6 protein-coding genes and 3 pseudogenes are annotated in these 8,288 nt (G+C 44.9%); 8 read left to right on the forward strand and 1 reads right to left on the reverse strand.

Features of this window, described 5'->3' with window-relative positions; translation table 11 throughout:
- A pseudogene (locus WMO25_RS11230) lies at positions 1-696 on the reverse strand (hypothetical protein); the annotation flags it as partial.
- A gap of 250 nt (positions 697-946) precedes the next feature.
- Here WMO25_RS11230 and WMO25_RS11235 point away from each other — a divergent pair.
- The 8 genes and pseudogenes from WMO25_RS11235 to WMO25_RS11270 all read left to right on the forward strand — a co-directional run.
- Positions 947-1,891: a magnesium transporter CorA family protein gene (locus WMO25_RS11235; RefSeq protein WP_349085394.1), complete on the forward strand. Its 945-nt coding sequence runs from the start codon at positions 947-949 to the stop codon at positions 1,889-1,891.
- Positions 1,892-1,928: 37 nt separating this feature from the next.
- A complete protein-coding gene (locus WMO25_RS11240; protein ID WP_349085395.1) occupies positions 1,929-3,359 on the forward strand; it encodes a tetratricopeptide repeat protein in 1,431 nt (476 codons plus the stop codon).
- Between the two features lie 41 nt (positions 3,360-3,400).
- Positions 3,401-4,660 (forward strand): GTPase HflX, encoded by a 1,260-nt coding sequence (gene hflX / locus WMO25_RS11245; protein ID WP_215633020.1) that lies wholly within the window; start codon positions 3,401-3,403, stop codon positions 4,658-4,660.
- Between the two features lie 110 nt (positions 4,661-4,770).
- Positions 4,771-5,337, forward strand: a complete 567-nt coding sequence (locus WMO25_RS11250) for a hypothetical protein (protein WP_349085397.1) — start codon at positions 4,771-4,773, stop codon at positions 5,335-5,337.
- Between the two features lie 10 nt (positions 5,338-5,347).
- A pseudogene (locus WMO25_RS11255) lies at positions 5,348-6,039 on the forward strand (response regulator transcription factor).
- The gene (locus WMO25_RS11260) at positions 6,036-7,037 is read left to right on the forward strand and encodes a sensor histidine kinase (RefSeq protein WP_349085398.1); all 1,002 of its coding nucleotides are present in this window, start codon (positions 6,036-6,038) and stop codon (positions 7,035-7,037) included. The pseudogene WMO25_RS11255 and the gene WMO25_RS11260 overlap by 4 nt, the downstream one beginning before the upstream one ends.
- A gap of 135 nt (positions 7,038-7,172) precedes the next feature.
- On the forward strand, positions 7,173-7,937 hold the full coding sequence (locus WMO25_RS11265) for an ABC transporter ATP-binding protein (protein ID WP_349085399.1): 765 nt from the start codon (positions 7,173-7,175) through the stop codon (positions 7,935-7,937).
- Positions 7,934-8,288, forward strand: a pseudogene (locus WMO25_RS11270) (FtsX-like permease family protein); the annotation flags it as partial. The gene WMO25_RS11265 and the pseudogene WMO25_RS11270, both read left to right, overlap by 4 nt.

The following is an 8,288-nucleotide window of genomic DNA, read 5'->3' on the forward strand; positions in this document are numbered from 1 at the left end:
TACACAATTGTAGATGCAGGTCAGTTTATCATTGTTGGCAGGATCTACTTCGTAAATACATGGGAAACCATTCTGCACAGCTGTTGCATACGCAATTTCCTGTGAGGTCAGCTGCTTGCTATTCGCATCGATGATCATGCCTACGAAATAGAGCTTGTTGTTGAGTTTGATGGCACTTCTGAATGTGGGCATGATACCATTGGTCTCCTTGGACATCAGAATTCTTGTCTCACCGGTCTTGACATTGAATTTCACCAACATACCGCCGGCACTCTTACCGTCTGGTTCGCCGGTGTACATCGTGCCATTGTACATGGTGTTAATAAGGGCAGCGGCAGCATCAGGTGTCAGTTCACCTAAGCCTCTGTTCAAAATGGCATTGGCACCAAGGCCGCCGTACATGGTGTTGATGTAAACCCAGTCGCCATAGGAAGCCGATGCGTAGCTGTAGGATTGACCGCGGTCACCGTTGCCGTCTGCACTGACGCCTTGAACATAAGGGGCGATACTGCCGTTGCCTGTATAATCAACAATACCATCGGCAGTTTCTGTTGGTGAGTTGGCATGGGAAACCTTTTCGAAAGTCATGCCGTCACCGGAATAAGTATACTTTGGCGTAAAATCAGCTGCAAAGGCCGGAGCAACAGTGGCGATTGCAAGTGCGGCACTCAGTGCGGCAGCCAAGCATGTTTTCATAAACTTTTTCTTCATTTTCAACCAATGATTCCTTTCCTTAAAAAATTGAGTCGTTCTTTGTTAACGATATTATAGACACTATGTCTAGTATATCACATAAAATCATACAGGGATAGATAAATTTAAAAATTTTGGTACATTTTTCAGTGGCATTTAGAGACTGAAAATAAAAAAGCTTGAGAAGTAGGGTTGGGTATGTTAAGATGGGTATGGTGCAAATGAATAAGAATCAATGAGGCAGGTGAGATACGTGGTTAATATATATGAAACAGAAGGCGGCAAGCTGAATGCTTTGCAGGACTTTGAGGAAGGCTGTTGGGTCAAGGTGACAGCAGCGACCATGTGGGAGATGGAACCTGTCGCGAAGAAGTACAATATAGACATAGAAGATATGCGAGCCGCACTGGATGAAGAAGAGAAATCCCGTATCGTGCTGGAAGATGATTATACGCTGGTCCTGGTAGATATTCCGGCAAGTGAGATACAGCATGAGAAGAAGGTCTATACGACCATCCCTCTCGGTTTGATCCTTGCAGACGGCGCGATCATTACAATTTGCAGTGAAGACACCCCGATTTTGAATAGATTTATTAAGAGCCATGTCCGAAACTTTTCAACAAAGAAGCGTACCCGTTTTGTTTATCAGATTCTTCTGAATTCTATGACAACGTACCAGAATGTTCTTCGTTCTGTTGACAACAGACGACTGGCTATTGAGGCCCGAATCGGTGAAGAGAAGGAAGACGAGGCGGATCTTGTGGAACTGCATGATCTGGAGTCTACATTGGTCTATTTTGAGACTTCTCTCCGTGCAGCAGGCATGGTTATTGACAGGCTTCGCAGATATAAGCATATTCCGCAGTTCCCAGAAGATGAAGATCTGCTTGAGGATGTACAGGTCGAGAACAGACAGGCTATTGAGATGGCGACGATTTATCGAGAGATTATCGATGGTACCAGTGAACTGATGTCCAACGTTATCAATAACCGATTGAATAATACCATGAAGTATCTGACGTCCATCACACTGGTTATGGCGGTTCCGACGATTATCTCCGGTTTGTATGGTATGAATGTGAATACAGGCGGAATGCCTTTTGGCTCATTGAAGATGGGATTTGGTATTATCTGTGGACTGACATTTCTGTTATGTCTGTTTATTTTGTGGATATTGTGGCGTAAGCGAATGCTTTAGACGGAATATTGAGTCAGATTAGAAGGAGGCGTATAGCTTGGAGAATGACGACAAGAGAGTTCGAAAGAACCGGAAGATATCGAAGGATACGGAATCTGACAGAAGCCGTATTAAGAATATAACGAACAAAGTGCATCCGGAATATGAGGTTCCGAAGAAACGACCGGCCAGAAGAACCGAAGAAGACGAAGAAATGGCCAGGAAGCGGGCGGAAGCACGCAGAAAGAAACAGCATCAGGAACGGCGCAGGAAGATCATACGCAGGCGCAAACAGAAACAGGCACTCAGACTGGTTGCAGCGTGCCTGGTGATCGCGGCACTTGTGGTCACTGTTTTTTCTGTTAAGAATTACAACAGTGGTTCCAGGCATGACAACAAGGGCATGAATGCCTATGAAAGTGGTGACTATGATACCGCAGTGAACGAATTTAAGGAAGCAATTTCCTATGATGGCAGCAATGCGGACTATTACATACATCTCGGCATGGCGTATGTGGAACAGAAATCCTATGATGAGGCTCTTGGTTATTTCAACCAGGCAGAGGGTTGTGCGGAAAATGATGACCAGAAGGCGCTGCTGAATCGCGGCCGGGGGATTGCCTGTCTTTATCAGGGAGACTATCAGACCGCCATCAAATGGTTTGGGGATGCATTGAATATCAGCAGCCAGAGCAATGATATTCGGATAGATACCTTATATTATAAGGCAGAAGCCGAACAGAAGTCCGGTGATTATCAGGCAGCAGTCCAGTCCTATGGCCAGATTATTGATCTGAAGGATGATGCAGGTACAAGAATGCTGAGAGGTATGGCGTATATGCAGCTGCAGGATTATGCATCCGCAGAGAAGGATCTTTATGCAGCCATCAAGCAGAGCCGGAAGAGCTATACAGTTTACAGAACATTGTACAGTGCCCTTGAAGCTCAGGGCAAGGATGATGAGGCGAAAAAGGTACTGAATGATGCACTGCAGTTATCCGGCAGCAGCAGTGAAGATTATTACAATCGAGGGATGATTTATGTAGATCTTCAGGATTATACCAATGCGGCTGATATGTTGAATAAATCTTACGACAAAGGCTACAAGGCAGCGTTGCTGGGACTGGGAGAAGTATCTTATACGCAGCAGGATTACGATACAGCGCTTACTTATTATGGGAAGTATTTTGATGAAGTTGATATCAGCAGTGTTGATGCATCCCTTGCAGCAAAAGCCTACAATCAGTACGCAGCAGTCCTGTTGGCCAAGGGAGAATATGAGAAGGCAGCACAGGCCTGTGAGAGCGGTCTGACTTATAATGACAGAGAGTCTGATGCAGCGTTATCCTTCAACTTGATCGTTTCATACGAACATCTTGAACAATGGGAGGATGCTTATAATACAGCCAAGACTTATGTCAGTAAGTATCCGGAGGATACAAAGGGCCAGAAGGAATATCAGTTCCTCGAGAGCCGTGTCACACAGTAGACCGCCTGAGCATGCGTCTTGAATAACAGACAGGAGAGTTTATGGCAGATTTTTATGAGAATAAACAGGTAACAGAAGAAGTCATTCTTGTGGGTGTTGCTCTGGGAGAAACGTCGGTGACGGATGAGTCACTGGATGAGCTGGAAGAACTGGCGAAGACAGCCGGGGCAGTGACTGTAGGGAGATTGATCCAGAATAGAGAGATGATCCATCCGGGAACTTATCTCGGCAAGGGTAAGCTGGAAGAATTGGCATTTCTCATCTCAGAGACCCATGCAACAGGTATCATCTGTGATGATGAGTTATCACCGGCGCAGATGGCCAATATGGAGGATGTGCTGGATATCAAGGTGATGGATCGTACATTGCTGATCCTGGATATTTTTGCCCAACGGGCCACAACCCGTGAGGGTAAGATTCAGGTAGAGCTGGCACAGTTGCGTTACAGAGCCACCCGTCTGGTGGGCATGAGAAATTCACTTTCCCGTCTTGGCGGTGGTATCGGTACAAGAGGCCCCGGTGAGAAAAAACTGGAAGTGGACCGACGATTGATCAGAGAACGTATTTCACAGCTCAAACGGGAGTTGGAAGATGTGAAGCGGCACCGTGAAGTAGCCAGACAGCAGCGTCAGAGGAATCAGATCCCGGTGGCTGCCATTGTTGGTTATACCAATGCCGGTAAGTCCACACTTCTGAACAGACTGACAGGTGCCGGTGTTCTTGAGGAGGACAAACTTTTTGCTACCCTTGATCCGACAACAAGGAATCTGACACTGGATGACGGGCAGGAACTGTTGCTGACAGATACCGTCGGTTTTATTCATAAGCTGCCGCATCATCTGGTAGATGCATTCAGAAGTACACTGGAGGAGGCGAAGTACGCCGATATTCTGATCCATATGGTAGATGCCTCCAATCCTCAGGCAGAGATGCATATGCACGTTGTGTATGAGACCCTGGCGGCATTGGATATTAAGGACAAGAAGATTATCACAGTGTTTAACAAAACGGATCTGATCCGGGATCAGGAAAGTCTTGTCAGTCTGAAGGATTTCAGGGCTGACTATACAGTGACAGCTTCGGTGAAGCAGGGAACAGGACTGGATGCGCTGCTTTCGACAGTGCAGACGATTCTGAGAGCGAATAAGCTGCTGATCGAGAGGGTCTTTGATTATGCCCATGCGGGTGAGATCGCGGTGATCCGAAAGTATGGTCAGCTTCTGGAGGAACGTTATCAGGAAGACGGCATTTATGTGAAAGCCTATATTCCAAAGGATATTTATGCACGGCTGAGCTTTTAAGGCTCAGCCCTTGCTTTATGAACAGAACAGGTGCGTCTGCTGTAATGACTGATTATGCGTCAGACACGGTGGGTCGACATGCAAAATGATTAAAAGGAGAAGAAAGAGGTATGATAAAGATTTTTATTGGCGCAATTCTGGCGCTGCTTGATTTTACAGTTACAAATGGTAGTATGAGATTCGGAATCCTGCCGGACTTCATTGGTTGTTTTTTACTTTATCTTGGTTTTAAGGATATCATGGCTGCTTATCCGAAGACATGCCAACGACTGGCGACAGCAAGGACAACGCTGCTTGTATTGACCGTTTATTCGGCAATTCTTTATGTGATGGCATTGACAGGGATCGGTGCGGATATTGCCTGGCTTGAGACGGCTTTATCTCTGATTTATTATGTGGTACTTTTTTATGTGCTTTATCTGTTCCTGCAGTCTTTATATGAGATTGAGACTGATGTATCCGGTGATTTGAAGCTGGAGAAATTCAAGAGATGGTGGCGCTATATGAGCCTGTTTCAGGTTCTGATCTGTGTTTTGATCCTGGTACTTTGCTTTAGATCGGCTTCAGTGGAAATCTTGTTTGCTTATTATGTATGTGCGGTTATGGCACTTGTGTGCGAAGTCCTCTATCTGGTTCGCTTAAATGGTGTTTTAAATACCTTGCAGCGCAGGCATTAGGGGGCAATGAATGTACAGAATATTGATTGTGGAAGATGATGCCGGCATTGCTGAGGCAGTCAGCGAGCAGGCAAAAATGTGGAACTTTGAAACACACAGTGTGACAAATTTCAGAGATGTCATGGCAGAATTTAATGCATTTGATCCGCATCTTGTATTGATGGATATCGGTCTGCCTTTTTCAACGGTTATTACTGGTGCGGTGAGATTCGAAAAGTCTCACGTGTACCGGTAATTTTTATATCCTCTGCTTCGGACAACATGAATATAGTTATGGCCATGAATATGGGCGGTGATGATTTTATTGCTAAGCCTTTTGACCAGACGGTGCTGATTGCCAAAATGCAGGCGATGCTTCGAAGAACCTATGATTTTGCAAAGACAGAGCATGTTCTGCAATGCCGGGAGGCGGTTCTTAATGTAGATGATCACTCACTGACTTACAGGGGCGAACAAATTGCTTTATCCCGCAATGAATATGGTATTTTAAAAATCCTTATGGAGAACGCCGGTAAGATTGTCAGCCGGGAACGTTTGATGGAACGGCTTTGGGAAACGGACAGTTTTATTGATGACAACACGCTGACAGTGAATGTGAACCGTCTCAGGAAGAAGCTGGAGGGAGCTGGGCTGAAAGATTTTATTACAACAAAATTCGGTGTGGGTTATGTGATTTTTTCGGATGAGAAAGGGCAGGAATGATGGAAGAAAAAATCAATTTTGTGAAGTGGCTGGGACAAAAGAAAAGTCTGTTCCTGAAAGAGGGACTTTTTGCGATTATATTTTTTGTGACTTTTGCTCTGTATCATCTGCCCCTAGCTGCGATTTTTTATCCGGTGTTGCTCTGCTTTGTTACAGGGATGCTTTTTCTTGTATGGGATTACAGAAAGTTTGCAGTAAGGCATGAAAGGCTGCAGCAATTGTCGGCGATGCCTTTTGATGTGATGACGGATTTCCCGGAATCGGTAAGTGTGCTGGAGACGGATTATCAGCAGATCATTGTTCAACTTCAGGAAGGACAGCGCAGGATGAAGGATGAGATGTCTTTTCAATATCAGGATATGATGGACTATTATACTGTCTGGGCACATCAGATCAAAACACCAATTGCAGCTATGCGGCTGACTTTGCAGAATACAGATTCATCCTTTTCAAGAAAGCTTTCTGTGGAGCTTGCCAGGGTGGAGCAGTACGTGGATATGGTATTGTGTTATCTCAGATTGGACACAGATACCAGGGATTATGTTATTGCTGTTTATGATCTGGACAATATCCTGCGGCAGGCATTGCGCAAATTTGCGGGGCAGTTTATCGGCAAAAAGATTCATTTGGATTATCAGCCGCTGAATGCACAGATTATGACGGATGAGAAATGGCTGCTTTTTGTTATTGAACAGATACTTTCAAATGCACTGAAGTATACACAGCAGGGCTGTGTGTCCATTTATCTGGAATCACCGAAGATACTGTGTATCCGTGATACGGGTATGGGGATTGCAGCGGAGGATCTGCCGAGAATATTTGAGAAGGGGTATACCGGGTATAACGGCCGAACGGATAAAAAAGCCAGTGGGCTGGGGCTTTATCTTTGTGCCAGAATCTGCCGTAACCTGGGCCATGGTATTTCGGCTGAATCGGAACCGGATAAAGGGACTGTGATCAAATTGAATCTGAATACAGCGGAGCGTATGTTTGAGTAGAAAACGAACAGCACTTCTTACAAAAGTGTAAGAAGTCTGTAAGGCCATTCGATGGAGCGGATGAAAAGAGTTTGATACAATAATCCTGTCAAAAGAAATGAACAAGTCATTCAATCAGACAGGAGGATTTTAAATATGAGTATTTTGGAAGTAAAAGGGCTGAAAAAGACCTATACCACCCGTTTTGGCGGTAATCAGGTACAGGCACTGAAAAATGTGTCCTTTAGTGTGGAAGAGGGAGAATATGTGGCCATCATGGGTGAGTCCGGTTCCGGTAAGACAACATTGTTGAACATTCTTGCGGCACTGGACAAACCAACAGGCGGTACCGTATTGTTAGACGGCAAGAATCTTGCAGACATCAAGGAAACTGCTATGGCAGAATTTCGCCGTGATAATCTGGGATTCGTTTTTCAGGATTTTAATCTGCTGGACACATTTTCTCTGGAGGATAATATTTATCTGCCGCTGGTCCTTGCGGGCAAGAATTACAGAGAGATGCATAAGCGTCTGGAGCCTATTGCAAAACAATTGGGCATCACACAGCTTTTAAAGAAATATCCTTATGAGGTGTCCGGCGGTCAGAAGCAGCGTGCGGCGGTAGCCAGAGCACTGATCACACATCCGAAGCTGATCCTTGCGGATGAGCCAACAGGAGCATTGGATTCCAAGTCCTCGGATGAGTTGCTGGATCTTTTCTCAGCAATCAATCAGGATAAACAGACCATCGTCATGGTAACACATTCTGTTAAAGCGGCCAGCCATGCAGGCAGAGTTTTATTTATCAAAGACGGTGAGGTTTTTCATCAGATTTATAAGGGACATCATACACGTCAGGAATTGTATCAAAAGATTTCCGATACGCTGACTCTTCTTACGACAGGCGGTGATCGGGCATGAGAAAATCTTTTTATCCGAAAATGGCCTGGTCAGGCATCAGCCATAACAGAAAACTCTATATTCCCTATTTTTTTACATGTATTGCCATGGTCATGATGTTTTATATTATTGACGCACTGAGTGTCAGTAGTGTTCTGGTTCGGATCCGGGGCGGAGAAACAATGCAGGGCATGCTGAATTTGGGGAAATGGATCATCGGTCTATTTACATTGATTTTCCTTTTTTATACAAATTCGTTTTTAAATAAACGGCGAAGCAGAGAATATGGTTTGTACAATGTCCTTGGTATGGATAAACGCAATCTGGCACATATTCATTTCTGGGAAACGGCCATTATTGCAGGTATTTCCC

It is taken from the genome of Coprococcus intestinihominis, from assembly GCF_040096555.1.
GTDB classification, from domain to species: Bacteria; Bacillota; Clostridia; order Lachnospirales; family Lachnospiraceae; genus Coprococcus_A; species Coprococcus_A intestinihominis.

Bases quoted from the DNA above. Each gene is read 5' to 3' on its own strand.
- WMO25_RS11265 (WP_349085399.1), top strand. From the start codon at position 7,173: ATGAGTATTTTGGAAGTAAAAGGGCTGAAAAAGACCTATACCACCCGT.
- WMO25_RS11250 (WP_349085397.1), top strand. From the start codon at position 4,771: ATGATAAAGATTTTTATTGGCGCAATTCTGGCGCTGCTTGATTTTACA.
- WMO25_RS11260 (WP_349085398.1), top strand. From the start codon at position 6,036: ATGATGGAAGAAAAAATCAATTTTGTGAAGTGGCTGGGACAAAAGAAA.
- hflX (WP_215633020.1), top strand. From the start codon at position 3,401: ATGGCAGATTTTTATGAGAATAAACAGGTAACAGAAGAAGTCATTCTT.